This is a genomic window from Chelativorans sp. ZYF759 (assembly GCF_012911015.1).
Taxonomy (GTDB): Bacteria; Pseudomonadota; Alphaproteobacteria; order Rhizobiales; family Rhizobiaceae; genus ZYF759.
Window position 1 is genome coordinate 199,219 of record NZ_WVVV01000006.1, and the last position, 25,562, is coordinate 224,780.

23 protein-coding genes and 3 tRNA genes are annotated in these 25,562 nt (G+C 65.4%); 9 read left to right on the forward strand and 17 right to left on the reverse strand.

What is annotated here, in order from left to right:
- Positions 1-2: 2 nt before the first annotated feature.
- The 5 genes from GRZ55_RS12140 to GRZ55_RS12160 all read right to left on the reverse strand — a co-directional run bounded on the left by GRZ55_RS12140 (position 3) and on the right by GRZ55_RS12160 (position 5,013).
- On the reverse strand, positions 3-1,463 hold the full coding sequence (locus tag GRZ55_RS12140) for a DegQ family serine endoprotease (protein WP_169287192.1): 1,461 nt from the start codon (positions 1,461-1,463) through the stop codon (positions 3-5).
- 135 nt (positions 1,464-1,598) lie between these two features.
- Positions 1,599-3,053 carry a trigger factor gene (gene tig, locus GRZ55_RS12145; protein ID WP_169287193.1) on the reverse strand — a complete coding sequence of 485 codons (1,455 nt, stop codon included), beginning with the start codon at positions 3,051-3,053 and terminating at the stop codon, positions 1,599-1,601.
- 79 nt (positions 3,054-3,132) lie between these two features.
- A tRNA-Leu gene (locus GRZ55_RS12150) sits at positions 3,133-3,217 on the reverse strand.
- A gap of 117 nt (positions 3,218-3,334) precedes the next feature.
- A complete protein-coding gene (locus GRZ55_RS12155; protein ID WP_169287194.1) occupies positions 3,335-3,910 on the reverse strand; it encodes a GDYXXLXY domain-containing protein in 576 nt (191 codons plus the stop codon).
- A complete protein-coding gene (locus tag GRZ55_RS12160) occupies positions 3,907-5,013 on the reverse strand; it encodes a DUF2157 domain-containing protein (RefSeq protein ID WP_169287195.1) in 1,107 nt (368 codons plus the stop codon). The genes GRZ55_RS12155 and GRZ55_RS12160 overlap by 4 nt, the downstream gene beginning before the upstream one ends.
- A 184-nt stretch (positions 5,014-5,197) precedes the next feature.
- On the opposite strand from GRZ55_RS12160, the gene GRZ55_RS12165 reads away from it, so the two are divergent.
- Positions 5,198-5,338, forward strand: a complete 141-nt coding sequence (locus GRZ55_RS12165; RefSeq protein ID WP_169287196.1) for a DUF1127 domain-containing protein — start codon at positions 5,198-5,200, stop codon at positions 5,336-5,338.
- A gap of 145 nt (positions 5,339-5,483) precedes the next feature.
- On the opposite strand, the gene GRZ55_RS12170 is transcribed toward GRZ55_RS12165, so the two are convergent.
- On the reverse strand, positions 5,484-6,092 hold the full coding sequence (locus GRZ55_RS12170) for a hypothetical protein (RefSeq protein WP_169287197.1): 609 nt from the start codon (positions 6,090-6,092) through the stop codon (positions 5,484-5,486).
- Positions 6,093-6,176: 84 nt separating this feature from the next.
- Here GRZ55_RS12170 and trmFO point away from each other — a divergent pair, with 84 nt between their 5' ends.
- Both trmFO and GRZ55_RS12180 read left to right on the forward strand, forming a co-directional pair.
- On the forward strand, positions 6,177-7,601 hold the full coding sequence (gene trmFO, locus GRZ55_RS12175) for a methylenetetrahydrofolate--tRNA-(uracil(54)-C(5))-methyltransferase (FADH(2)-oxidizing) TrmFO (RefSeq protein WP_169287198.1): 1,425 nt from the start codon (positions 6,177-6,179) through the stop codon (positions 7,599-7,601).
- Between the two features lie 64 nt (positions 7,602-7,665).
- Positions 7,666-8,253: a hypothetical protein gene (locus GRZ55_RS12180; RefSeq protein ID WP_169287199.1), complete on the forward strand. Its 588-nt coding sequence runs from the start codon at positions 7,666-7,668 to the stop codon at positions 8,251-8,253.
- A 16-nt stretch (positions 8,254-8,269) separates the two neighbouring features.
- Here the strand turns inward: GRZ55_RS12180 and GRZ55_RS12185 are convergent, their stop codons facing one another.
- The 3 genes from GRZ55_RS12185 to GRZ55_RS12195 all read right to left on the reverse strand — a co-directional run bounded on the left by GRZ55_RS12185 (position 8,270) and on the right by GRZ55_RS12195 (position 14,764).
- Complete coding sequence (locus tag GRZ55_RS12185) at positions 8,270-9,184, reverse strand: lysophospholipid acyltransferase family protein (protein ID WP_169287200.1); 915 nt, start codon at positions 9,182-9,184, stop codon at positions 8,270-8,272.
- Positions 9,185-9,254: 70 nt separating this feature from the next.
- Positions 9,255-11,237, reverse strand: coding sequence for a threonine--tRNA ligase (gene thrS, locus GRZ55_RS12190; RefSeq protein WP_169287323.1), 1,983 nt, complete (start codon positions 11,235-11,237; stop codon positions 9,255-9,257).
- A gap of 95 nt (positions 11,238-11,332) precedes the next feature.
- Positions 11,333-14,764, reverse strand: coding sequence for an indolepyruvate ferredoxin oxidoreductase family protein (locus GRZ55_RS12195; RefSeq protein ID WP_169287201.1), 3,432 nt, complete (start codon positions 14,762-14,764; stop codon positions 11,333-11,335).
- Positions 14,765-14,913: 149 nt separating this feature from the next.
- Between GRZ55_RS12195 and GRZ55_RS12200 the strand changes: the two genes are divergently transcribed.
- Positions 14,914-15,369: an Lrp/AsnC family transcriptional regulator gene (locus GRZ55_RS12200; protein ID WP_169287202.1), complete on the forward strand. Its 456-nt coding sequence runs from the start codon at positions 14,914-14,916 to the stop codon at positions 15,367-15,369.
- 3 nt (positions 15,370-15,372) lie between these two features.
- Here GRZ55_RS12200 and GRZ55_RS12205 read toward each other — a convergent pair whose 3' ends face one another.
- Positions 15,373-15,609, reverse strand: a complete 237-nt coding sequence (locus GRZ55_RS12205; protein WP_169287203.1) for a LapA family protein — start codon at positions 15,607-15,609, stop codon at positions 15,373-15,375.
- 142 nt (positions 15,610-15,751) lie between these two features.
- Positions 15,752-15,828, reverse strand: a tRNA-Asp gene (locus GRZ55_RS12210).
- A 206-nt stretch (positions 15,829-16,034) separates the two neighbouring features.
- Between GRZ55_RS12210 and GRZ55_RS12215 the strand changes: the two genes are divergently transcribed.
- Positions 16,035-16,110, forward strand: a tRNA-Val gene (locus GRZ55_RS12215).
- A 68-nt stretch (positions 16,111-16,178) separates the two neighbouring features.
- On the opposite strand, the gene GRZ55_RS12220 is transcribed toward GRZ55_RS12215, so the two are convergent.
- The 3 genes from GRZ55_RS12220 to GRZ55_RS12230 all read right to left on the reverse strand — a co-directional run bounded on the left by GRZ55_RS12220 (position 16,179) and on the right by GRZ55_RS12230 (position 18,440).
- Positions 16,179-17,495, reverse strand: coding sequence for a cytochrome P450 (locus GRZ55_RS12220; RefSeq protein ID WP_169287204.1), 1,317 nt, complete (start codon positions 17,493-17,495; stop codon positions 16,179-16,181).
- An 11-nt stretch (positions 17,496-17,506) separates the two neighbouring features.
- Complete coding sequence (locus GRZ55_RS12225) at positions 17,507-18,016, reverse strand: ferritin-like domain-containing protein (protein WP_169287205.1); 510 nt, start codon at positions 18,014-18,016, stop codon at positions 17,507-17,509.
- Between the two features lie 100 nt (positions 18,017-18,116).
- Positions 18,117-18,440, reverse strand: coding sequence for a hypothetical protein (locus GRZ55_RS12230; RefSeq protein ID WP_246734705.1), 324 nt, complete (start codon positions 18,438-18,440; stop codon positions 18,117-18,119).
- Positions 18,441-18,559: 119 nt separating this feature from the next.
- Between GRZ55_RS12230 and GRZ55_RS12235 the strand changes: the two genes are divergently transcribed.
- A complete protein-coding gene (locus GRZ55_RS12235; RefSeq protein WP_169287207.1) occupies positions 18,560-20,881 on the forward strand; it encodes an FdhF/YdeP family oxidoreductase in 2,322 nt (773 codons plus the stop codon).
- Between the two features lie 37 nt (positions 20,882-20,918).
- Here the strand turns inward: GRZ55_RS12235 and GRZ55_RS12240 are convergent, their stop codons facing one another.
- Positions 20,919-22,496, reverse strand: coding sequence for a sodium/solute symporter (locus tag GRZ55_RS12240; protein WP_169287208.1), 1,578 nt, complete (start codon positions 22,494-22,496; stop codon positions 20,919-20,921).
- 97 nt (positions 22,497-22,593) lie between these two features.
- Between GRZ55_RS12240 and GRZ55_RS12245 the strand changes: the two genes are divergently transcribed.
- The 3 genes from GRZ55_RS12245 (at position 22,594) to GRZ55_RS12255 (ending at position 24,270) form a co-directional block, all read left to right on the forward strand.
- On the forward strand, positions 22,594-23,685 hold the full coding sequence (locus GRZ55_RS12245; RefSeq protein ID WP_169287209.1) for a mechanosensitive ion channel family protein: 1,092 nt from the start codon (positions 22,594-22,596) through the stop codon (positions 23,683-23,685).
- Positions 23,686-23,687: 2 nt separating this feature from the next.
- On the forward strand, positions 23,688-23,972 hold the full coding sequence (locus GRZ55_RS12250) for a hypothetical protein (protein WP_169287210.1): 285 nt from the start codon (positions 23,688-23,690) through the stop codon (positions 23,970-23,972).
- A 76-nt stretch (positions 23,973-24,048) separates the two neighbouring features.
- A complete protein-coding gene (locus GRZ55_RS12255; protein ID WP_169287211.1) occupies positions 24,049-24,270 on the forward strand; it encodes a hypothetical protein in 222 nt (73 codons plus the stop codon).
- Between the two features lie 60 nt (positions 24,271-24,330).
- Here GRZ55_RS12255 and GRZ55_RS12260 read toward each other — a convergent pair whose 3' ends face one another.
- Together GRZ55_RS12260 and GRZ55_RS12265 are read right to left on the reverse strand one after the other, a co-directional pair.
- Positions 24,331-25,170, reverse strand: coding sequence for a phytoene/squalene synthase family protein (locus GRZ55_RS12260; RefSeq protein WP_169287212.1), 840 nt, complete (start codon positions 25,168-25,170; stop codon positions 24,331-24,333).
- A 1-nt stretch (position 25,171) separates the two neighbouring features.
- Positions 25,172-25,561, reverse strand: a complete 390-nt coding sequence (locus GRZ55_RS12265) for an Mth938-like domain-containing protein (RefSeq protein WP_169287213.1) — start codon at positions 25,559-25,561, stop codon at positions 25,172-25,174.
- Between the last annotated feature and the right edge of the window lies 1 nt (position 25,562).

A 25,562-nucleotide genomic window follows, 5' to 3' on the forward strand; every position in this document is an offset into this window, starting at 1 on the left:
GGTCAGTAGAGCATGCGCTGGCGGATCAGCCGGCCATCGCGCTCGACGGTGAACATCCACTGGCGTGTCGGCTGGCCCGCCACCTGACGCAGCGCCTCGGCGGAATCGATCCGGAAGCCGTTGACCTCGCGCACGATGTCGCGCGGGCGCAGACCGAGTTCCGCGGCCGGCGAGTTGCGCGCGACATCGACGACCGCGACACCGGTCATGTCGGTCCGCAGCCGCAGACGCTGCGCGAGCCTCGGCGAGAGTTCGGCCACGCGGGCGCCCGAGAAGGGGCTGCGTCCGTCGATCGTCACCTCCGCGCCGCCATCGGGCGCACGCGCCAGTTCGAAGGCGACCTCCTTGCGCTCGCCGCGCGACAAAACGCCCAGCCGCGCCGACGCGCCAATCGGCTGGGTGGCAAGGCGATAGCCCAGCGCATCGGGATGCTCGATCATCGCCCCGTTCATGGACAAAACGACGTCGCCGGACCGAAGTCCCGCGCCGTGGGCAGGACCGCCGTCCACCACGCTGGTGACCAGCGCGCCCAGCGGCCGGTCGAGGCCCAACGCCTCGGCCTCCTGCGGGCCGACCTGCTGGAAACTCGCGCCGACATAGGGGCGCTCGAAATAGTCGTCGCCGCGCAGGGCGGCTTCGAGCACGGCGCGCGCCATGTTGGAGGGGATGGCGAAACCGATGCCGACAGAACCGCCTGTCTGGCTGTAGATCGCGGTGTTGATGCCGATGACTTCACCATTCATCGCCACCAGCGCACCGCCGGAATTACCGGGATTGATCGCCGCATCGGTCTGGATGAAAAAGCCGAAATCGGTGACGCCGATATGCGAGCGGGCCAGGCCCGAGACGATGCCGCTGGTCGTGGTCTGGCCGACGCCGAACGGATTGCCAATGGCGAGCACCAGGTCGCCCACCTCCAGCGCGTCGGAATCCCCCAGTTCCACGATCGGGAACGGGCCGTCGGCTTCAAGCTTCAGCACCGCCAGATCGAGCGATTCGTCGGTGAGCAGGATCTCGGTCTGGTATTCGCGCCCGTCATGCAGCGCGACGCGCACTTCGTCGGCATTGCGGATGACGTGGTGGTTGGTGATGACGACGCCGCTTTGCTCGACCAGCACACCCGAACCGAGCGAGGATTCGACCCGCGGCGGCATCTGGCGGCCGAAAAAGAACTGTTCGAAAAACGGATCGCCCGCGAAAGGCGAGCGCTGCTGCATCTGCTGGGTCGCGTAGACATTCACCACCGCAGGCGCCGTCTGGCGCACCAGCGGCGCGAAGGAAAGCTGCATCTGGCTGGCGCTGAAGGGCACGCGGCGCGATTCCGCCTGTTCTGGCGTACCGCGCAGGAGCCCTTCCAGCAGCGGACCGAGCGGCCCCTGCTCGGCAATCGCATTCACCGGCCCCAACACGAGAGCCACCGCCAGCGCCAGGCGAGGCGCCACAAACCGGAATGACCGTTCCATTCAAGATTCCCTCAAGCCGAACCGGCGCCAATCTGCGCTGCGATTGTGCAAATTGAAAGGCCGCCGGATCATGCTCCCGACATGACAAAAGGCCCCGCAGGGCCTTTTGAGTAAGCGTATGGAAAGTGCCGGGGATCAGGCCTCGGCCGTATCCTCGGCATCATCCTTCTTGGCGGCCTTCTTCTTGGCCGGTGCCTTCTTCTTGGCGGCCTTCTTGTCGTCGGAAGCCTCGGCCTTGGTCTCGGCCTCGTCCTCATCGTCGGCCATCAGCTCGTCGCGGGTGACCTTCTGGTCGGTCACCTTGACCTCGTTCATCAGGTGATCGACGACCTTTTCCTCGAAGAGCGGCGCGCGGATGCTGGCGAGCGCCCCCGGATTGCTGCGGAAGTGCTCATAGACCTGCTGCTGCTGGTTCTGCGGGTAGCGGCGGATGGTCTCGACAAGCGCGCGCTGCATCTCGTCGTCGGTGACCTGCACGCCAGCCTTCTCGCCGATCTCGGCGAGAACCAGCCCGAGGCGCACGCGACGCTCCGCCAGGCGCTGATACTCGGTGCGGGCCTCTTCCTCGGTCGTGTCTTCGTCCTCGAAGCTGCGGCCGGCCTGGTCGAGATCGCGGGTGACCTGCGTCCAGATGTTCTGGAACTCGGCTTCGACCAGCTTGGAGGGGGCCTCGAACTTGTAGGCCTCGTCCAGCGCGTCGAGCAGTTGGCGCTTGGCTTTCTGTCGGGTGACCGAGCCGAACTGGTTCTCGATCTGGCCACGCACGATCTCGCGCAGCTTGTCAGCCGATTCCACGCCGAGCGTCTGTGCAAGCTCGTCATTGATCTCGAGTTCGCCGGGAGCGGCGACTTCCTTGACCTTGACGTCGAAGACAGCCTCGCGGCCCGCCAGATGCGTGGCGGCATACTCCTCCGGGAAGGTGACCTTGACCTGGCGGTCCTCGCCGGCCGAGGCGCCGATCAGCTGGTCCTCGAAGCCTTCGATGAACTGGTAGGAACCCAGCACAAGGTGCGAGTCCTCGGCGGCGCCGCCGTCGAACGGCTCGCCGTCGATCTTGCCGAGATAGTCGATGGTGACGCGGTCGCCCTTGGCGGCCTTGCCCTTCTTGGTCTCGTAGCTGCGCGCGGAATCGGCGATGCGGTTGACCTGCTCGTCGACGTCGGCGTCCGGCACGTCAAAAACCTGACGGGTGACCTCGATTCCGGAAAGATCCTTGAGCTCGATCGCCGGGATGACCTCGTAGTCGAGCGAGAACTCGAAATCGGCCTTCCCCTCGAGAACCTTCTCGGCTTCCTTCTCGTCCTCGGTCATCTGGATATCGGGCTGCATGGCCGGCTTCTCGCCGCGCTCCTCGATGATCGACCGGGTCGAATCGGTGATGATCTCGTTGACGACTTCGGCCATGAAGGACCGGCCGTACATCTTGCGCAGATGCTGGACGGGAACCTTGCCCGGGCGGAAGCCATTCAGCTTCACCTTGTCCTTGGCCTCGTAAAGGCGGGTCTGGAGGCGTGCTTCCAGATCGCTGGCCGGCACGGTCACCTTGATCTGGCGCTTCAGCCCGGAGTTCACCGTTTCGGTTACCTGCATCTTCAAACCTTTTCTTGCCACGGCGCCGATGAACCATGCTCGGTTCGGCGCGAGAAACTTCTGCCGCGGGGGTGGTCGATGGTGCGGGTGAAAGGACTTGAACCTTCACGACTTGCGTCACAGGAACCTAAATCCTGCGTGTCTACCAATTCCACCACACCCGCTTCTCGGGCCATCGGGCCCATGAAAGCGGCGGTTCTATATCACCAGCATGCCGGCGATCAAAGCCTTTGTGCCTGTTGAGCCGCTTTTTTTGGCGAAATGCGGGCGCCCGGCCGCCATCAGTACCACGGTTCGGCGTAGAGGAGGCGATCCCCGTCGTGAAGCGAACGGATCTGGGCGGCTCCGGAGGACGCAACGGCAGCCCTGATGACGAAGTCGCGTTCGAGGATGCCGCGCTCGATTTCCAGTCCCTCGCCTTCCGGGACGTAGTAGCGCTCGATGCCGTATTCCACGAAACTCGGACCGAAACGCGACCAGTAGCTGATGCGGCCCCGCAGGTCGACCTCGCCCGGCTGGCGCTCCGCCGCCGGCGGCGCATCCAGGCGCGCCATGACCGGCTGGTGGAAGCCGTCCGCATCCGGTGCCAGACGCACGAAGACATCGCGCGGCCCGGTCTCCATCGCCTCGGATTCCGGCTCGTCGAAGAGTTCCGGCTGCAGCAGCGAGATGGTGTAGGAGAGGATGACGTAGTCCCCGCGCAGAAGGTCGCGCGGATCGACCGGCTCGACCTTCAGCACGATCTCCGTGCCGTCGCGCAGGATGGCTGCCCTTCCCGCGATCATGGTGACAAGGATGCCGATCTGGATGGCGGCAACGGCCAGTGCGCCGAGAATGAGATAACGTCCCCTTGTCATGCGGCGACCTCCCCTCCGTCGCGCGGCCCGGCCAGGCGCCGTTCGAGCCGCCGCACCACCCAGGCCAGCAGGGCGAGACCGAGCCCGGCCAGCAGGAGCACGCCCGCCGTGCCGAGCATGGTGCCCAGCAGGACCAGATAGACATAGCACAGTTCGACCGCGAAGGCCGCATAGGCGAGCCACCGCAGGCCGCGATTGTCGCGGCCGGCAACCAGCAGCGCGCCTGCCACTCCCGCAAGTGTCAGGAGCACGAGCAGGAAATGCAGCCCGTCATCGGCATAGAGAACATGCAGCATCGCCATTCCCGACAGGAAGTGGACCAGCCCATGCAGCGAAGGTTTGCCGCCGAGCCCGAGCCTGGCGGCCATGGGCAGGGAGGTACGCTCTGCCGCAAACAGCGTGCCGGCCAGAACCAGCACCAGCATCGGCACCAGCGCCGTCTCGGTGTTGAAATAGGCGATCCAGGAAAAGAAGACCAATACCAGCGACAGCAGATGGCGGGCGGGATGGCTGCCGGTCCACAACGACACCGCCCACAGCCCCGCCGCCAGCAGGAGCCAGAGATAGGGGATGGCGTCCGTGCGCACGAAAAGATCCGCCGTCATCAACAGCCAGACCCCGGACAGAAGCACGGCGCCGATCGTCAACGGGCTGCAACGCAGGAGGATGGCGGCCAAGACCGTTCCCGCGAGCCAGGTCAGGATCGCGTCGGCCTCGTCACCCGACATGTGGTACATCTGCGCGACCAGCGCGATCGACCCGCCAAAGGCAATCGCGGCGACCAGCCAGGCCGCTTCGCCGAAAACTGCGTGATCGCGCAGCTTCAGCACCGATCCGCCGACATAGCCGACCAGGATGAGGGCCATCAGCAGCCCGACCCGGACCAGCCTGGGTATGGCCTCCCAGTTGGCTGCGACGAGAAGCAGAACGGCCGCGCCGACCAGTATCCCGCCCATCATCGCAAAGATGGCCGGAAAGCTGATCCGGCTGCGCGCATGCGCCTCGATGTCGAGCGCCAGCCTTTCGGCCGTGCCGGCATCGATCAGACCGTCGGCGGTCCAGCGCGCGATCTCGTTCTTCACACGTTCGGCGTAGCTCGCCATCCCCGTTCATCCCACCCCTTCGCCCGGTCCGAGCGGCCCCCGCGGCCTCACCACTTTTCCGCCATTGTGCATTGCACAAAACGCAATGGTGCTATGCAAACTCAAATCTACCGGAAACCCCGCTGCGCGCCTATCTTCCAGTCATCACGAACGACGAAAAACACGTACGAAACGAGCAAGAACAATGAACCTGATCCGCAATTATCGCAACTGGCGCCGCTACCGCGAGACCGTGACCGAGCTGAGCCGCCTGTCCAACCGCGAACTGAACGACCTCGGCATCAACCGCGGCGACATTCCCTTCGTCGCCCGCAAGTCGGTCTAATTCCTCTTCGACGAGGCCTACCTCCTCCCAGGCCCCGTCGATCAAGATCGGCGACTACCTCCTCCCAGTCGCCGATCATCGAAACGACACCCGCCGGACCTCCTCCCCCGGCGGGTGTTGTGATTCAAGGGCCTGCCCAGGCGCCTCAGCTGCCGCCGAGAAATCCCTCGCCCAGCCATTGAGACATCGGCTTTATCTGCGGTGCCGCGCCGCCCGGCCCATACCAGCCATCAACAGACCAGCGCTCGCCCGTACCCGTCTCGCGGATGACCGCCGTGGCGTGGAAATAGCGGCCGTCGACGATTGCGCCGCGGGTGACGTTCGTTTCCACCACGTGATGACGCAACAGGCCGATTTCGGCGAGATAGAGAAGCAGCGAACGCGTGTTGGTCGAGACGTCGATGCAGTCCATCTGCCCGACCTGGCCGGTCTGCGCGATGTTCGACCTGGCTTCGTCGCGCACGCCGATCACCTCGGTGGAGCGCTCCTCGAAATGCTGGACGGCCCGCGCGATCGCGGCGCGCTCCTGTGCGGGGCCTGGACTTCCGGCCTCCATGATCCGTGTCAGCGTGGCCCGATCGGCCGCGCCCATGTCGAGCCTTGTGGTGTTGCGGCAGTCGAACCCGTGGCAGACATGGATGCGCGCGGCATCGACCCGCGCGATTTCGCCGTGGAAATTCGACGAGGCGGACGTGCAGGCGGCGACGCCGAAGACGAGCAACGGCAGCAGAAGTGACGGAGACCCCAGACCCATGACATTCCCTTACGCCACGCCCGCACATGCCACAAGCGGCGCCCCCGCATTGCAAAGCCATGCCGCCCGTTCTATCTCCGCGCCATGAGCATCAAACCCGTTCACGTCATCGGCGGCGGTCTCGCCGGTTCGGAAGCTGCCTGGCAGATCGCCGAGGCCGGCGTCCCCGTCATCCTGCACGAAATGCGCCCCGTGCGCGGCACCGAGGTGCACAAGAGCGACGGCCTGGCCGAACTTGTCTGCTCCAATTCCTTCCGCTCCGACGACGCCGAGACAAACGCGGTCGGCCTGCTCCACGCCGAGATGCGGCTGGCCCGTTCGCTGATCATGTCGAGCGGCGACGCCAACCAGGTGCCGGCTGGCGGCGCGCTTGCCGTCGACCGCGAAGCGTTTTCCGCCGCCGTCACGGCGCGCCTGGAAAGCCATCCGCTGGTTTCGATCACGCGCGAAGAAGTCGCCGGCCTGCCGCCCGCAAGCTGGGATCAGGCGATCATCGCTACCGGACCCCTGACGGCGCCTTCGCTGGCGCAGGCCATCGCCGAGGCGACCGGCGCAGAAGCGCTAGCTTTCTTCGACGCCATCGCCCCCATCGTGCATTTCGACACGATCGACATGAACGTCGCGTGGTTCCAGTCGCGTTACGACAAGGTCGGGCCCGGCGGCACGGGCAAGGACTACATCAACTGCCCGATGGACAAGGCGCAGTACGAGGCCTTCATCCAGGCGCTGATCGACGGCGACAAGACGGCCTTCCGCGAATTCGAGGGCACGCCCTATTTCGACGGATGCCTGCCGATCGAGATCATGGCCGAACGCGGACCCGAGACGCTGCGCCACGGCCCGATGAAGCCCATGGGGCTGACCAATGCGCATAATCCGTCAGTGAAGGCTTACGCCGTGGTGCAACTGCGGCAGGACAATGCATTGGGCACGCTCTACAATATGGTGGGGTTCCAGACGAAGCTCAAATATGGCGAGCAGGTGCGCATCTTCCGCAGCATTCCGGGGCTGGAGAATGCCGAGTTCGCGCGATTGGGCGGACTGCACCGCAACACCTACATCAACTCGCCACAACTGCTCGACGGCTCTCTGCAGCTCAAGGGTCGCGCCGGCCTGCGCTTTGCCGGGCAGATCACGGGCTGCGAGGGCTATGTGGAGAGCGCGGCCATCGGCCTGCTTGCGGGACGGTTCGCGGCCGCCGAGCGCCTTGGGCAGGCCCTCCCCCTGCCGCCGGCGACCACCGCCTTTGGCGCGCTGCTCGGCCACATTACCGGCGGTCACCTGTCGTCTGAGGACGAGCCCGGCAAACGCTCCTTTCAGCCGATGAACATCAATTTCGGCCTGTTTCCCCCGCTCGAACCCGGCACGCAGATCAAGCCGGCGGACTGGGAAGGCCGCTTCCGCGGCAAGGATAAATCGCAGGCCAAGAAGAAGGCCGTCTCCGCCCGCGCGCTGGCCGACTGCCGCGCCTGGATCGGGACGGATCGGCCCGCGCAGGCCGCCGAATAGGCCGCCTGACCTTTACCCAGCGTCATCTTCGCCTTAGGGTTGCCGTACAACCTGGGAGGCAATCTTGCTCGATCGAATGACAACCGGCGTCGCCATCGCCGGCATCATCTTCCTTGGCGCCTGCACCTCGACCGTCGGCCAGCTGCAGGAAATGGGTGACCGCAACTACATGCGATATGCGGTCGGCAAGCCCTACCAGGAGGTGGCAAGCCTCAACCCGATGACCTTCGAAAGCCTGACCACTGGCGGCAATACGGCCTATGGCCCGATCATCGGCGCCTACCGGCTGGAGAACGGCGACCGCGTCTACCGCCACGCCGCCAACATCCAGTCATCGGAATCGACCGTCGATGTCGGGATCATCATGCAGAGAAGCGAGGTCGAGACGCGCCACCGGCTGGCTTATTTCCGCGTCGGCGCGGACGGGCTCGTATCGGACTGGGCGACGGGCACCTTGCCCGGGGAGCACATCGGCTGCACGGCCTATGCCGCCGGCATCTTCCAGCGTTGCAGCTCCGAGATGGAAATCCGCCAGAGCATGGCGGTCTACGATTCGCTGGTCCAGACCTCGGGCGGGCAGCCGCTGTCGTCCTGGGGCGCGAATGTCGGCGAGATCGAGCCGGGCAGCGCCGAGATGATCAGCTCCAACTGAGCAGCTATCCCAGCGTTTAGCCAGGAGCGCTGCCGCGGTCGATACGGCGCGGCGCGGGCCAGCGCGGCGGCAGCCAGCGGCGCGCGGCGGTCAGCCTCTCGCCGGTGTCGAGCGCAAAAACGGCCTGCCGCAGATGCCCGATCAGTTCGTTGCGATCGCGGAAGGCCGCGAGTTCCTCCTGCTCCATGATGCGTCCGATATGCATGTCGATGGTCTTTCCGGAGAGTTTCGCGAATTCGTGGATGAGAAGCGAGGTGCGCACGGTCGGTGACAGCCGGCTTGCGAGATGAAACAGCGCGCCGTTCTGGCCCCTGAAATGGACGGGCAGGACCGCAGCCTTGCCTTCCTGGATCAGTCGCGCGGGAAAGAGCTTCCAGGGCAGATCCTCGGCAGGTCCGAAGCCGCGTGGCGCGGTGGCGACGCCGCCCGCCGGGAACACGACGATCGTGACCCCTTCGCGCAGGAGTTTGAGCGCCTCGTGGCGCACGGCCATGTTGCGCTTGATGGCGTCCCGCGTTTCGGAAAAATCGACCGGCAGGGCGTAGTCCGCCATCTCGCTCACCCGCAGGAGATCGGCGTGGATCATCACCCGGAACGGCCGCCCGAGCGATTCGGCGAGCGAGAGGACGGCGATGCCGTCGCCGATGCCGAAGGGGTGGTTGGCCACGATGACAAGGGGATCGCCGGGTGCAGGGACCGCGCAGGCACCGGTCCGGCGCACCTTCAGGTCGATCAGTTCCAGCATGCGGGCGAAGACCCGCTCGCCCGTGGGGAAGATTTCGCTGCGCCACTGCTCGTAGAGCCCGGCAAAGCGGTCGCGGCCGGCCAGCGCCTCGACGCCGCGGATAAAGGCGCGCACGGCAGGCGGCTGGCTGTCATTGGCATAGGACAGTTCGGGGAACCGTCGCCTGGTCTTGAAGGGAACGAGCATGGTCCAGCCATGCCCGAGTCGGATGACAGGCTGATGAAGCCGGCGGCGGAGGCCGCCGCCGGCCGCACCGTCACTCGGCGGCGAATTCGAGTTCGCGGCGCACGACGTCTGGTGGCGTCGCCTCCTCCACCAAGGCGGCAATGGCCTCGTCGAGCGTCATGGAGACCTGGTCGCGCGAGCCCAGACGACGGATGTTGACGGAGCCTTCCTCCGCCTCGCGGCGGCCGCACACGATGATGACCGGCACCTTGGTCAGCGAGTGTTCGCGGACCTTGTAGTTGATCTTCTCGTTGCGCAGATCGGTCTCGACGACCAGACCCGCGCGCTTCAGCTTTGCGGCGACCTTGCTGGCGTAGCCGTCAGCCTCCTCGGAGATGGTAGCGACGACCACCTGCAGCGGGGCGAACCACAGCGGGAAATGGCCCGAGAAATTCTCCATCAGGATGCCGAGGAAGCGCTCCATGGAGCCGCAGATGGCGCGGTGGATCATCACCGGTTGCTTCTTCTCGGAATCCTTGCCGATGTAGAACGCGCCGAAGCGTTCCGGCAGGTTGAAGTCGACCTGCGTCGTACCGCACTGCCATTCGCGCCCGATGGCATCACGCAGCGTGTATTCGAATTTGGGGCCGTAGAACGTGCCCTCGCCTTCGTTGATGCCGATCTTGATGCGGTTGTCGTCGCGCGCCATCTTTTCCAGCGACCGCCGCAGGATGTTTTCCGCGTGGTCCCACATCGCATCGGTGCCGACCCGCTTTTCGGGACGCGTGGCGAGCTTGACCACGACCTCGTCGAACCCGAAATCCTTGTAGACCGACATCATGAGGTCGTTGATCTTGAGGATCTCGGCCTCCAGCTGGTCTTCCGTGCAGAAGACATGCGCATCGTCCTGCGTGAAGCCGCGCACGCGCATCAGCCCATGCAGCGAGCCGGAGGGCTCGTAGCGATGCACTGCGCCGAATTCGGCAAGGCGGACGGGCAGTTCGCGGTAGGACTTGAGGCCATGCTTGAAGAGCTGCACATGGCCGGGGCAGTTCATCGGCTTCAGCGCGAAGACGCGTTTGTCCTCGGCGTCCTCGCCGGCCGACTGCACGGCGAACATGTTTTCCTTGTACCAGCCCCAGTGACCGGATGTCTCCCACAGGCCGTGATCGAGCACCTGGGGCGCATTGACCTCCTCATAGTCGCCGTCGAGCCGGCGGCGCATGTAGGAGGTCAGCGTCTGGAACATGCGCCAGCCCTTGGCGTGCCAGAAGACCACGCCCGGCCCCTCCTCCTGGAAGTGGAACAGGTCCATCTCGCGGCCGAGCCGGCGGTGGTCGCGCTTCTCGGCTTCTTCCAGCATGTGGAGATACTGGTCGAGCTGGGCCTGTTCGGCCCAGGCCGTGCCGTAGATACGCGTCAGCATCGGGTTGTTGGAATCGCCGCGCCAATAGGCGCCGGCCACTCGCATCAGCTTGAAGGCGTTGCCGACCTGGCCGGTGGCGGCCATGTGCGGGCCGCGGCAGAGATCGAACCACTCGCCCTGGCGGTAGATCTTGAGGTCCTGATCTTCGGGAATGGCGTCGATCAGCTCGACCTTGTATGTCTCGCCCTTGTCCTCGAAGACCTTCCTGGCATCGTCCCGCGACCACACTTCCTTGGTGAAGGGCGCGTTGCGGCCGATGATCTCGCGCATCTTCTTCTCGATGACCGGCAGGTCCTCGGGCGTGAAGGGTTTTTCGCGGGCGAAATCGTAATAGAAGCCGTTTTCGATGACCGGGCCGATGGTGACCTGGGTGCCCGGCCACAATTCCTGCACGGCCTCCGCCATCACATGGGCGGCGTCGTGGCGGATCAGTTCGAGCGCGCGCGGATCGTCGCGCAGCACTATCTCGATCCCGCCCGAGCGCTCCAGCGGATCGCCGAGATCGCGCAAGGTGCCGTCGAGCGCGTAGGCGACAGCCTTCTTGGCGAGCGATTTGGAGATCGAGGCGGCGAGTTCGGCACCGGTGGTGGCGGCGTCATAGTCGCGAACGGAGCCGTCGGGAAATGTGAGGGAAACCTGGGACATGATCTTTCTCCTATCCAGTCCCGCCTACGAGCGCGGGTGGTGTTCGACGGCGCTGCATCTAGCTGCTTTGGCCGTCGAGGTAAAGACGAGGTCGCCGGTCAGCCGAGTTTCGCGATGGCCTCCTCCATCTCGCCGCGTACGCGCTCGGCCGCCTCTTCCTTGACCGGGCCGTAGCCGCGGATCTGCATGGGGCCTGCGCAAATGGCCGCGATCGCGTCAGCGTTTGCCGGCGTCAGCCTCTCCAGGCAGGTTTCCAACACGTCCTCGTACCAGCCGATCAGGGCGCGCTCCATCTTTCGCTCGGCGGTGTAGCCGAAGGGATCGAAGGCCGTGCCGCGCAAGCGCTTCAACCGGGCGAGAAGGCCGAAAGGCGCGCGTATCCAGGGACCGAAAGCGCGCTTCAGCGGCCGGCCCCTGGCATCCGTTCCCGTATTCAGCATGGGCGGGGCTAGATGATGGACGAGGCGGAAGCCCTCCTCGAACTCTTCACCCAGCCGCGCCTCGAAGCCGGTCTGTGTGTGGAGCCGCGCGACCTCATACTCGTCCTTGTAGGCCATCAGCTTGAACAGCGAGCGGGCCACGGCTTCGCTGATGTTTTCCGATCCGACCGATGCCTCCGCCGCGCGGACGCGGTCGACCGACCGGCGATAGCGCTCGGCCCAGGCCGCATCCTGGTAGTCGGCCAGGAAGGCCGCGCGCCGCGTGACGATCTCGTCCAGCGTGCGCGCCTTGGGGACTTCCGGCTCCAGCATGGCGCGCAGGCGCTCGGGATGGGTGGCGGCCACGCGACCCAGCAGGAAGGCGCGGTGGTTGGCCTCGATGGCGACGCCGTTGAGCTCGATCGCTTGGCGCAGCGATGCCAGCCCCACCGGGACCAGCCCCTTCTGCCAGGCAAAGCCCAGCATCATGACGTTGGCGAAGACCGCGTCGCCCATCAGCTTTTCAGACAGGCGGTTGGCATCGAAGGCCGACACGTTTTCTCTACCCGCGGCCTTCTCGATGTCGGCCAGCCGGTCGGCGGTCCTCAAGCTCGCATCGCGGACGCGCACGATATCGCCGGTGGGCATTTCGGCGAGGTTCACGGCCGCCTTCATGCCCGGCCGATAGGCAGAAGAGGCCTTTGGCGAGGACGAGACAACGATGTCGCAACCGATCAGCGCGTCGGCCGCGCCCTGGTCGATGCGGACCTGGTTGATGTGCTCGGGCGCGGGTGCCAGGCGGACATAGGAGAGGACCGGGCCGAATTTCTGCGCAAAGCCCGTGAAATCCAGCACCGTGGCGCCCTTGGCCTCCAGATGGGCTGCCATGGTCACGAGCTGGCCGACCGTGATGACGCCGGTGCCGCCGACGCCGGTGATCAGCAGATCGTAGCTTTCCCTGATTTCCGGCCTCTCCGGCTCGGGAAGATCGGCGGCAAGGGCTGCCAGGTCGAACTCCACGCCCGTCTTCTTTTTGCGCGTCACGCCTTCCACCGTGACGAAGCTCGGGCAGAAGCCGTCGAGGCAGGAGAAATCCTTGTTGCAGGTGGACTGGTTGATGCGGCGCTTGGTGCCGAATTCGGTCTCGACGGGTTCCACCGACAGGCAGTTGGACGCCACCGAGCAGTCGCCGCAGCCTTCGCAGACGAGTTCGTTGATGACCACGAAACGTTTCGGGTCCTCCGCCGTGCCGCGCTTGCGGCGCCGACGCTTTTCCGTCGCGCAGGCCTGCTCGTAGATCAAGACGCTGACGCCTGGCACCTCGCGCAATTCGCGCTGCAGCGCGTCCATCTCGCGGCGATGATGGACGGTGGTGCCGGCCGGGAAATCCTGCTGGGCGAATTTTTCGGGGTGATCGGAGACCAGCGCGATGCGCTCCACCCCTTCCGAGCGGCAGATGTGGGCGATGGCATGCACGCTGACCGGCCCGTCGACCGGCTGGCCGCCCGTCATGGCGACGGCGTCGTTGTAGAGGATCTTGTAGGTGATGTTGGCTTTTGCCGCGATCGCCTGGCGGATTGCCATCGAGCCGGAATGATACCAGGTGCCCTCGCCCAGATTCTGGAACACGTGGTTCCTGCCGGTGAAGATCGAGGAGGCCGCCCAATTCACTCCCTCGCCACCCATCTGGATCAGCGAGGTGGTCTCGCGGTCCATCCAGCTCGCCATGAAATGGCAACCGATGCCGGCCAGCGCCTTCGAGCCTTCCGGCACGCGGGTCGAGGTGTTGTGCGGGCAGCCGGAGCAGAAATAGGGCGTACGGGTGGCGCCCGATACCTGGATGGAGACCGGATCATTGGAAAGGATGCGCTCGGCCCGCTCGACAAAGCCCTGGCCCGGGAAGATGCCGTCGAGGCGCCGGGCCACGATCGCCACCAGCTGGCGTGGCGAGAGCTCGCCGGTCCACGGCACCAGCCGCTCGCCCTTCTCGTCGCGCTTGCCCACCATGCGTTCGGGCTTGTCGCCCGGCCAGTCGTAGAAATATTCCTTGAACTGGCTCTCGATGATGCCGCGCTTCTCCTCGATCACCAGCACCTCGCGCTTGCCGCGCACGAAACGAAGCGCATCGCGGCGCGCCAGCGGCCAGACCATGCCGACCTTGTAGATATCGATGCCGAGTTCGCGGCATTCCTTCTCGCCGATGCCGAGCAGCCTCAGCGCCTCCATCAGGTCGAGATGGCCCTTGCCGGTCGTGACGATGCCGAAGCGGGCATTGTCGACATTGTAGATGTGGCGGTCGATCGGGTTGGCGTCGGCGAAGGCGAAGACGGCATGCTTCTTGTCCTCCATCCGCTCCTCGATCTGCGGACCGGGGAGGTCCGGCCAGCGATAATGGAGCCCGCCGGGCGGCGGCGTGAAGTCGGGCGCCTCGAAAACGCGGTCGGGCCGCAATTCGACGGAGGCGGCCGATTCGACCGTCTCCGACACCGCCTTGAAGCCGACCCACATGCCCGAAAAGCGCGACAGCGCGTAGCCATATTCGCCGAACTCCAGATACTCGGCCACGGTTGCGGGGTTCAGCGTCGGCATGAACCAGGCCATGAAGGCCACGTCCGACTGGTGCGGCATTGACGACGACACGCAGCCATGGTCGTCGCCGGCCACCACCAGCACGCCGCCATGTGGCGAGGATCCGTAGGCATTTCCATGCTTGAGCGCGTCGCCGGCGCGGTCGACGCCAGGGCCCTTGCCGTACCACATGGAAAAGACGCCCTGGACCGTACGCTCGGGATTGGTCTCGACCTGTTGAGAACCGAGCACGGCGGTGGCGGCCAGATCCTCGTTGACGGCCGGCAGGAACTCGATGCGATTATCCGCGATCAGCTTCTTGGCACGCCACAGTTCGAGATCGACGCCGCCCAGCGGCGAGCCGCGATAGCCCGACACGAAGCCGGCCGTCTCCAGCCCCGCCGCGCGATCGCGGCGCGCCTGGTCGACGAGGACGCGCACCAGCGCCTGCGTGCCAGTCATGAAGACGCGGCCCGAGGCGCGGTCGTAGCGGTCCTCCAGCCGGTAGCGGGCGGAATCGCGAATGGGCTCGTGTCGGGTCATGGCAGGCCTCCCTGATGCAGCCGGGATTCTACCTTAGCCGGGGCGGAATATCCTGCCACAATCGCCTCCACGGCGGCGACCCGCGGCAGGGTCTTTCGCAGACGGGCGCTTCGGCGCATAATCCTGCCAAAGGCAACGGGAAGCCCATGATGATCGAAGACCAGGACCGTCGCATCCTGCGCGCCCTGCAGGAAGATGGACGCATTTCCAACCAGGATCTGGCCGAACGCGTCGGCATGTCGGCCTCGGCCTGCTGGCGGCGGGTGCGCGCCCTGGAGGAGGCCGGCATCCTCCAGGGCTACACGGCAAGGATTGATCCGCCGGCGGCAGGGCTCACTTTCCACGCCGTGCTGCATGTGACGCTGACGCGCCACGAGGAGGCCCATGTCGAGACCTTCATCCGCGAGGTGGGCGCGCGGCCGGAGGTGATCGAGTGCTTTGCCACCACCGGCGAGGCAGATTACCATTTGCGCGTGCTCTGCGCCGATCTCGACGCCTACAACCAGCTCTTGGAGGGCTTTCTGTTCCGCCTGCCGGGCATAGCGACGGTGCGCACCAATCTCGTCTTGAAGGAGATCAAGCGCGCCGCCGGCCTGCCGCTCTGAGGCTCAGTGATGCGGGCCGGGCGCGCGGTGCCGGGCGCCGGCGATCGAGCGTCTGATGACCCACATCAGGCCGCTGCCGGTCAGCATGCCGAGCAGATAGATGGCGATGATGACGACGGCCAGCGGGGCGCGCAGCGAAAAGCCCAGAAAGGCGACGGTGACGGTTTCAAGATTCTGCAGGGCAAGCAGCGCCAGAATGACCACCAGCAACGCCACGATACCGGAATAGACCCACCGCATGTCCCGCTCCTCCATCTGTCGACCGGCGCGCAGTCCAGCACGTCCGGGGCGAGCCTGACAAGGGCGCGTCGCGCGCACGGCGCCGCGACAGGGCGTTGCGTGCCCGCCCGGCAGAAAGATCGTCTTGAATGGAGGAGAAAAATGGCGCGAGTGACGGGGCTCGAACCCGCGACCTCCGGCGTGACAGGCCGGCACTCTAACCGACTGAGCTACACCCGCGCTCCAGCGTCGCGCCGAAGCGCACCGCCTTGATGGAGGGGGAATTAAGCACTTCTCCCCCCCCTGTCAAGCAGGGTTGGATGCCTTTCGGCGGCGAAATTCCCGACTGCCGCTATTCGGCGTCCTGCCCCGCGAAAACGGGGACCATGGCTTTCGTTTTCCCTTGCCCCGACCGCGCATCGCGCTTAAACGGTTCCGCTGGACAAGGGCGATTAGCTCAGTTGGTAGAGCGCTTCGTTTACACCGAAGATGTCGGCAGTTCGAGCCTGTCATCGCCCACCACTTTCCCTGCCTGCTTCAGCCGCCCCTTCCCGATCTTGCGCCGGGCCGCGATGGCGGCAACGCGCCGCTCACGAGACGGCGAAGCGGATCGAATAATTGTCGAGCAGTCCCGGCAGTTCTTGCTCGGGCGACAATTCGTGGGAAACGAGTCGGAAGCGGCGGCGCGCCAGAAGAGCTGCCAGCACATGGCTGCAGATCATCGGCACGAAGTCGCTGGCGGGGCAAACGCCCGGTCCGCGGCTGAACGGCACCAGGGGAAAACGTGCTGCTGGATCGCCCTCGGCCCAGATGCGGGGCACGAAACGGTGCGCGAAGTCGAGCTGCGTCTCGTCGCGGTGAAAATAGGGCGCGAAGATGGTGATGCCCGTGCCTTTGGGAAGATGGCCATTCTCCCATTCCGTATCCCGGGTGGTCTCGCGCAGGATGCCGGGTGTGGTCGGCCAGAGCCGCAACGATTCGAGCAGGGCGCCGCGCAGGCGGGGCAAGCGCGAGGGCGCGGTGGCGGCATCCGCCTCTTCCATGGCCAGTTCCCGCTCCTCGTCGTGGGTGGAGAGAAGGGCCAGCGCGCGGAAGGTCGCCATGCCGCCGGGGTCGAAGGCAAAGAGCCATTGTGCCACCTGGTGCGATGGCGCCATCTCCGGCGTGGTGGGCATGGCCGCGATCCGCGCCGCCAGCGTGCCCGGCTCGGCGCGCTCGAGATGCCGGTTCAGTCGATCATGGAAGCGGTCCCGCAGTCTCTCTGCTCGGGATCTGAGGAAGGCCCAGTTGCCCCGCGCACGCAGGTCGGCCAGCATGTCGGTGAGTTCGTGGTCCTCGCGCGCCTCGACGCCCAGAATCACGCGCCGAACAAGCCGGTACCAGGAGCGGAAGAAGCGATCCCAGTCGAGCTCGCCATTCCTGTCGGCATCCCGAAGGAGAAGCTCGACCTCCTCTTCCACCATTTCGGTGAAGCCCGGGGCCAGCGAATGCATCGGCGTTGCGGTTTCAAGCGCCGTCTCGTTGAACCGACGGCGCACGGCCCGCTTGGCCCCGTGCGAGGCGAGCGCGACCTTGGGCTCGAAATGCGCAAGCGCCGCGCGCTTTTCGCTGCTGGCGGCCGCAAAGGGCTCGGGCGTGCCGTCCAGGACGCGTTTCAGGTCGCGCCCCGAGAGGATCAGCACGCGCGGCGGACCGGGCATGCGCACGCGCAGCGGCCCGTCGCCGTAGCGTCGGCGCAGCTTCTGCATGCGCCGCACAGCCCCGCCGTCGAGGTCCAGCCGTTCGGCCAGAGCCACCACCTTCGGTCGGCGGACGATCACCCCCTTGGCGAGGGTGGGCCCCATGACCCCGGTCATGATCGAAAGCGAATCCGCCACCGAGGCGGTCGTCATCCTGGCCTTGGCCATCCGTCTCCTCCTCAGCGCTTGGCTTCGCTGAGATCGGCTTCGGACCGCGTTAGGTGGCTGCGGGTTATCTCAGGCATGGCGTCGGAGAGCCACTGGGCCATCTGCTCTTCCTCGCGGCAGATCTCCTCAAGGACGCTCTTCGTCTCATGGTCGCCCGCCGTCTCGCAGGCGGCGATCAGGATACGGTAGGAGGCGATCTCCATGTGTTCGAAGGCGTAACTCGCGAGCACACCCTTGACGACTTCATCGCCGGCGAAGAGCCCGCTCATGTTCTGCATAATCGCGGTGAACTTGCCGATCACGTCCTTGGTGGCCGACCGCGAGGCGCCGCGGCGCTCGATGCAGGCTTCCAGCCGCTTCCGCTGGCTGCGCGTCTCTTCCAGATGCTGGTTCATCCGGCGCTCGAGTTCGGGGTAGCTCTCGATGCGGTGTGCCTGGCCGCTGAGAAGGCTCTCGGCCTGTTCTTCCATCGCGTGTGCGTCCAGCAGCCACTCATTGATGCGGTCGTCGATGTGGGTCATTTGCTCCTCGTGTGTCTATTGGGGGTGAAGGCGCGTTTGCCTTTCGCTCCCCCCAACCCGACACCGGATCAGGTGTTCCCGCATGATCGTCGCAGGCATCTCACCCGGATTCGCTCTTGATGACCTCCCGCCCATCGAGCCCGCTGAGCACCTCTCGGGCGCCGTCCTGGGGCCAATCCCCCGAGTGAACCTCCTCGACGCTGTAGAGCTTGTCGTCCCTGAAGGCGCTGGCGAAACGGGTGGAAACGCCGTCACCGGGCTTGGCTGGCCGATCGAGAAAGTCTGCTTCGGCCGCGCTCGCCACGATCCGGGCATCGGCGGGCGATTCCGCGCGGACGACGACGACACCATGATGGGGCGCCCGGTCCCAGTTGGGATCATGAGGTTCGGCGGCGGGAAACAGCCGGAAGATACGGGTGGCCATGGCCATGCTCCTTGTCCTTGTCGATTTCCGCCCAACGCGCACATCGCGACAATGTTCGCATGCGAACTTTCCGGCAGGTGGCGTGTTGGGGTTGAGACCCGCATCTTCAGGAGTTCCGCATGCCCAGAAAAGTCCGCATCAAGCCCTACAACGGACCCGCCGGAGGCTGGGGTTCCGTCAAGTCACTGGCGAGCCATGCCAAGCGCAACGGCCACTATCTCGGCAGCGCGAATATCCTGGCCCGCCAGAACAAGCCGAAGGGGTTTGCCTGCGTCAGTTGCGCCTGGGCAAAGCCTGCAGAACCCCACCCGGCCGAGTTCTGCGAAAACGGCGCGAAGGCCACTTTCTGGGAGCTGACAACGGACCGCTGCACGCCGGAGTTCTTTGCCCGTCACAGCGTGAGCGAACTGCGGGGATGGAGCGACTACGACCTGGAAATCCAGGGTCGTCTCACCCATCCCATGCGCTTCAACCACGAGACGGACCGCTATGAGGAGATCGGCTGGGACGAAGCCTTTGTCGAGATCGGTCGGGAACTGGCGGCGATCCGCAAGGACGATCCGAAAAAAACAGTGTTCTACGCGTCCGGCCGGGCCTCTCTCGAGACTTCTTACATGTACCAGCTCTTGGCGCGCCTCTACGGCAACAACAACCTGCCCGACAGCTCCAACATGTGTCACGAGACCACGTCGGTCGCCCTGCCCGAGAGCATCGGGATGCCGGTCGGCACGGTGCGGCTCGACGATTTCCGCCACGCCGACGCGATCTTCTTCTTCGGCCAGAATGTGGGGACCAACAGCCCCCGGATGCTGCACGAACTGCAGAATGCCAGCAAGCGCGGCGCGGCGATCGTGACCTTCAACCCGCTTCGCGAGAGAGGGCTGGAGCGATTCACCAATCCCCAGGCGCCGAGCGAAATGCTTGCCCGCAAGGAGACCCGCATCAGCAGCGAGTATTATCAGCTCAAGACGGGTGGCGACATCGCCGCCATTGCAGGCATGTGCAAGGTGCTTCTGGCGGCCCATGCCGACCGGATTGCTGCGGGCCAAGTGGGTATCCTCGACGCGGCGTTCCTGGAATCACACACACACGGCTTCGAGGCGTTCCGCGACTTCGTGGAAGCGACACCGTGGGACGTCATAGAGACCGAGAGCGGCCTGACGCGCGAAGCGCTCGAGCGGGCCGCGACGACCTATGCCAATGCCGAAAACGCGATGGCCGTCTACGGCATGGGCCTGACCCAGCACAAGCATGGCGTGAGCGCGATCCAGATGCTGGTCAATCTGCTGCTGCTGCGGGGCAATATCGGCCGCCGCGGGTCGGGCATCTGCCCGGTGCGCGGCCATTCGAACGTCCAGGGTCAACGCACCGTCGGTATCGCGGAAAAACCCGAGCTGGTGCCACTCGACCGGCTCGAGGAACTCTACGGCTTCCAGGCGCCGCGTGAGGAGGGCCTGACGACGGTCGATGTCTGCCGGGCCGTGATCGACGGCGAAGTCGAAGCCTTCCTCGGCCTCGGCGGGAACTTCCTGCGCGCGGTGCCGGAGCAGGGTTTGATGGAGGCGGCATGGCCCCGCATGCGGCTCACCGTCCAGGTGGCGACGAAACTCAATCGCGGGCATCTCTTCAACGGGGCCGCCGCCTATCTCCTGCCCTGTCTCGGCCGTATCGAGATCGACGAGCAGGCAACAGGCCCGCAAATCGTGACGATGGAGGATTCGACGTCCTGCTTCCACGCCTCGCGCGGCCACGCCAAGCCGGCCAGTCCGCATCTGCGCTCGGAGCCGGCCATCGTGGCCGGCCTGGCCAAGGCCACTCTGGGGCCGAACCCCCGCGTTCCATGGGACGAGTGGGTGGCGGATTACGGACAGGTGCGCGACGCGATCGAGCGGACCTGGCCCGACATGTTCCGCGACTTCAACACACGCATGGACCAGCCCGGCGGGTTCGAGAAACCCCTGCCCGCGCGCGAACGCAACTGGCAGACCGACACCGGCAAGGCGAACTTCAAGCTGCCGAAGGCCATGTCGACCAGCTTCCACGACAGCGACGATCCCGAGGTCCTGCGCCTGATGACCGTGCGCAGCAACGACCAGTTCAACACCACCGTCTACGGCTACAGCGACCGTTTCCGCGGCATCGAGGGCACGCGCATGGTGGTGATGATGAACATCAACGACATGCGCCGCATCAAGGTGGCCGATGGCGACTCGGTCGCCATGCAGACGGCGGTGGAGGATGGCGTGGAGCGCCGCATGGGCGGTTTCCGGGTGGTGGAGTACAACGTCCCCGAAGGATGCTGCGCGGCCTACTATCCGGAATGCAATGCGCTCATCCCGCTGTGGCAATATGCCGAAGGCAGCAAGGTACCCGCCGCCAAGTCGGTGCCGGTCCGGATCATCAGGGAAGACGCCGAGGCGCGGCGGGAGGCGGCGCGGTAGCCGCGCCAGCCTTCTCGCCCTCCGGCGCGGCCCGCCATCAGATGAACATCACGACCATGACGATGGTGATGACGGCGAGCCCCGCCCCCAGAATGCGGTGGTTCTGATACCAGGCCTTGTCGGCGAGCTCCTCGCTCTCGGCCTGCCACGTCTTCTTGGAGAAGGTCGTTCCCTCGTCCAGCTCGGGCGCCTGGGCATTGAAGGTCAGGCCCAGGAAGATGGCAAGGCTCATCAGCAGCATCAGGCCGGTGCCGTAGAGGAACTGCAGCGGCAGAAGCTCCAGCACCTCGAAGGCGAAGAACGAGGCGAAGCCGACGGGGACCGCCAGGACCAGCGTCCAGAATGCGGCATGGCGCGGGGGCCGGCGCCAGAACAGGCCGCCGAGGAAGACCACGACCACGGGCATGGTGACATAGCCCAGGAAGGACTGGAAATACTCCACGATGCCGCCGAAATTGGCGATCATGGGCGCCCAGATCGCGGCGATCACCATGAACAGCGCCACCATTCCGCGGCTGACGAGCAGCATCCGCGCCTCGCTCCAGTCCTTCTTGCGGCCCTTGATGAAATCGTTGACCACCATGGAGGCGCTGCCGTTGAGGACCGAGTCCAGCGTCGACATGAGCGCTGCGATCAGCGCGGCAAGCGCCAGGCCCCGGAGGCCGACCGGCAGGAACTCGAACACCAGCGCCGGCCAGATCTGATCCTGGTCTTCGAGTTCGGGGAAGATCGCGCGGCCCATCATGCCCGGCAGGATGAGGATGAACAGGAAGGGAAGCTGCAGCGCGCCCGCCAGAAGCGCACCCCAGCGGCCATGGTCGACATTCTTGGCCGCCAACACCTTCTGGACGACGATGTGGTTGGTCGTCCAGTAGTAGAAGCCGAGCCAGATGGCGCCGGTGAAAATGCCGGGCCATGGCAGGAAATCGTCGTCGGCGGGCTTGGCTATCGTGAAGCCGCCTTCAGGCGCCTGCTCTCGCACGGCCTCCCAGCTGCCCAGATGCGAATAGAGCATGAAGAAGATGATCGTGCCGACAAGAAGCAGGAGCACGCCCTGGATCGTGTCGGTGATCATCACCGCCTTGAGGCCGCCCAGGATCACATAGGTGCCGCCGAGGACGGCGATGAAGGTGATGAGGGTCCAGAGCGGGAAGTCGGGAAACAGAAGCTGCATCGTCAGCGCGCCGGCAAACAGCGCGCCCGCACTGTCGATGAAGATCGCGGTCACGACCGAGAAGGCCGCAAAGACCTTGCGCGCCCGCCAGTCGTACCGAACCTCCAGGAACTGGGGCATCGTGTCGACCTTGGCGCGCAGATAGAAGGGCAGGATGAAGATGGCGAAGAAGACCAGAACGAGGGTCGCGATCCACTCGTAGTTCCACACCGCGATGCCGTCGCCATATCCCGCACCAGCAAGGCCGACGAAGGAGGTACCGGACAGGTTGGCCGACATCATGGAAATGCCGATCACCGGCCAGATCGCCCCGCGGCCGCCCAGGAAATAACTCTGGGTGTCGGAATGTGACCTGCTGATCCAGAGACCTATGCCCAGAACAATGACGATATAGCCCGCTGCAATGGCGATATCGACGGCGGAAACTTCGAATTGTGGCATTGCTGACCCTCCGCCAGCTCAAACGAGGCCAAAACGTGTTTGTTCCCGACGCCATGAATTTCCGGAACTCCGCGGGCGCTGAGCGGTTGTGCCTGACATGGAAATCGTCGTCACAGGCCTACTTTTCCTGCTCGCCGTGGTGGTGGCCTGGCTGAGCCAGCTCGTGCTCTACGCGGCGGGCAACCGGCTCCTGTCACGGCGCGACGAATTCTGGCGCGCGCTGCTCAGGCGCACACGAGGCCCGGTCCGTCTGGGTCTCGGCATCGTGGCGCTGGCGCTCGCCATCAACCTGGCGCCTGTGCCTGACCGCGATCTGGTGGTCATCCGTCGCCTGCTACTCATTGCCTTCATCGTCTGTGCGATCTGGTTTCTGCGGACCGCTCTCGACATCTGGATCACGTTGCACCTGCGGCGCTTCCGTCTGGACGTCGAGGACAATCTGCTCGCGCGCAAGCACGTGACCCAGTCGCGCGTCTTGCAGCGCGTCGGCGATGTCATGCTCCTGATGCTGGGGCTGGGCGCGGTGCTGATGACGTTCGAGGGCGTTCGCCAGTATGGCGTCAGCCTGCTGGCTTCGGCGGGTGCTGCCGGCATCGTGGTCGGTCTCGCCCTCCAGCCCATCCTGCGCAACCTCTTTGCCGGCATCCAGCTGGCGCTGACCCAGCCGATCCGCATCGACGATGCCGTCATCGTGGAGGGCGAGTGGGGAAACATCGAGGAGATCACCGCCACCTATGTCGTCGTACGCATCTGGGACCGCCGGCGGCTCGTCGTCCCCCTCACCTATTTCATCGAACAACCATTCCAGAACTGGACGCGCGAGCAGGCCTCGCTCCTGGGCGACGTCTTCATCTATCTGGATTATTCCGTCCCGATCGAGGCCTTGCGCAAGCAGGTCCGCAAGATCGTGGAGGCGACGAGCCTCTGGGATCGCGACGTCGTGGTTGTCCAGGTCACGGATTTCAAGCGCGACGTGATGGAGGTGCGTATCCTGGCCAGCGCGTCCAATTCGGGCCGGGCCTTCGACCTGCGCTGCGAGATCCGCGAGAAGGTCGCCGCGTTCCTGCAGGAGCACTATCCCTCGTCACTGCCCCGTTTCCGCGCCGAGTTCTCAAAGCCCGCGACCGCGGGCCGGCACGGCGACAACATGAAAGACGCCGATCGACTGCACAGCGAAGGAGCCAGATAATCATGAATACGGCAAACCTGCAGATGGAAGGCCTGTTGCTCGCCCTGGGCTCGCTGATGCGGGCCCTGGAAAAGAAGGGCCTGCTTTCACAAGACGAGATCGCGGAGATGCTGCGCGAGGCCGAGGCCCGCGCCACGCGCGACGATGCGCATTCGGGCGGATTGTCCGCCGCCAATCTCAATGCGGTGATGTTCCCGATCCGCTTCCTCGGACGCGACCTCTCGGGCGATAAGGCGGAAAGCTACGCCGACATCGCCACCGCCGTGGCCAGAGGCAAACACGACTGACGTCCCGGCGTTTTGTGGAACGGGCCTCGGTCGAACCCGTTGGAATCTCCAAGACGCCCCACGCGAGGAGTACGACATGGCACGACCCCCAAGCCTTCCGCCGACGGGAAAAACCGAACGGAAATATCTGCTGATGGCGGCCGTTCTCCTCGTCGTCGCCACGGTCATTTTCGTGGCCAGCCGCATGTTCACGCCCGACCCGGCGGCCGATACCACACATGGCGGCCCCGACATCGAGCGTTCCGCTCCCCCGACGCAGGAGCCGGAATTGCCTGAGGAACGTCAAATCATCGAGTAGACCCGGAACCGCCCCGGACAGCCTCGTTAGCGCTGATGAAAGGGCGCGGGAACTGATCGCTCACGTCCAGCCCCGCATGGCATGGCGCAACAGTCGCCAGTGGCGGCGAAGCGGAGACACGCCCGCGATACCGGCCAATGCGGTGTCGGGACGGGCAGTCACCTTGTCGAGATAGACCTTTGTCATCGCCACCGGCAAAAAGGCGGGCCGCAATTGCACCGGCATGGTGCGCGCCTGCTGGCGGAAAGCCTCCAGATGCTCGTGGCCAAGCGCCGCGAAAGCTGCGACCGCCCGTGTGGCGGCGTCGGCATCGCTGCGTTCGACCAGCGCCTGCGGGCCTGTTCCGACGGCGGCGAGGATGTCGAGGGGGATGAAGCACTGGCCGCGCGCCAGCTGGCGGGGCAGCGAAGACGCCAGCGCGGCGATCGCATGCGCGCAGCCCGCGTGGCCCGAAAGATCGGCCGTGCCGCGCGCCGCCGCCGGGTCCAGGATCAGGGCCGCAAGCTGGAAGATCGTCGAACTGGTCTCGCCGCAATATCCTTCGAGGTCGTTGCGACTGGGCATCGGATCGTCATAGAGATCGAAAATGCGGGCATCGAGCAGATCGAGCAGCGGCTGGCTCGGCAGGTCATGGGCGGCCATCGCCGCGAGCAGACCCTCGGCGACGGGGCTGCCCTGCCCCGCTTCGCCGCCTGCCTCGATAATGTCGCGCCACCATTGCAGGCGGAACTCGCCGGCCATCGGCTCACGCACCCGGTCGCGTACGGAACCGACCTCCAGCGCAAAGGCATAGAGGGCCAACAATGCCCTACGGCATTGCTGCGGCGCGTACAGGGTGGCGATGAAGCGATCAGGATCGCCCTGCCGCACGAGATCGGCAAGGTGGGCCTCGAGATCCACCTCAGTCGACCGCGACCAGCGCCGCAGCGACCTGACGGTCCTCGGCGAGGAGGACGTTGAAGGTCCGCACCGCCGTTCCCGTCGACATCGGATCGGAGGAGATGCCGGCCTGGCGCAGGGCGGCACGCAATTCGGCTTTCAGCGGACGCAGCTCCGTGCCTGTTCCTACCAGCAGAATGTCGATGCCCCTCGCCTCGGCCAGGACCCGTTCGAAATCATCGAGCTGCAGCCTGTCGGGATCAGTCGGCTCCCAGCCATGGATGCCCGAAGGCAGGCAGAGGAGCGATCCGCGATGCGACATGTCCGCGAAGCGGAAGCCTCCATTGCCGTAGGCATCGAGAGGCGCACGTCCGGGGAAGTGCGCCTCGCGGATGATGGTTCCGCCTGCCATG